This window comes from Candidatus Cardinium sp. cBcalN2 (genome assembly GCF_022810445.1).
Taxonomy (GTDB): domain Bacteria; phylum Bacteroidota; class Bacteroidia; order Cytophagales; family Amoebophilaceae; genus Cardinium.
Window position 1 is genome coordinate 1 of the sequence record NZ_JAACGD010000259.1, and the last position, 454, is coordinate 454.

1 protein-coding gene is annotated in these 454 nt (G+C 44.5%); it reads left to right on the forward strand.

Going from position 1 to position 454, the window contains the following annotated elements; genetic code table 11:
* Nucleotides 1-114: 114 nt before the first annotated feature.
* Nucleotides 115-291, forward strand: a complete 177-nt coding sequence (locus tag MUW74_RS04395) for a hypothetical protein (protein ID WP_243553129.1) — start codon at nt 115-117, stop codon at nt 289-291.
* Nucleotides 292-454: the final 163 nt, after the last annotated feature.

Sequence of the window (454 nt, forward strand, 5' to 3'; positions counted from 1 at the left end):
TCTCTCTTTCTCGCTCTCTCCGTAACGAGAGTAATGTATCGGTCGTCCGGTGTGTGAAAAGTCCGAGAGAGAAAGCTCTCGGAAAATTCCTATGGCCCAATGGGGGAAAGAGATGTGGCAAAGTCCATCGGATGGATGAAATCGATTGAAAATCAGCCTAAAAATCGAACCACTTTCTGCACGCATGGCACGAACGCTCGCTTGGCTCATCAGATACAGAGAGAAAAAGGAGGAAAAAGAATGATAGCCCGAAAATCGATCGAAAAAGTAGAAACCATGTTCAGCGTATAGTGTTCGCTTAGGCCTATCGGCTTGAGTCTACTACCACTGCTGCTAGTACAATATTTGTAATAGTGAGGCCATATTGAGTGAGTAAATTCTCATGAGAAGTCGCTCTTTTCCGATTGGATCCAAATGACAGATGGAGAAGCAATTCAAACAGTCTCTCTCTCTC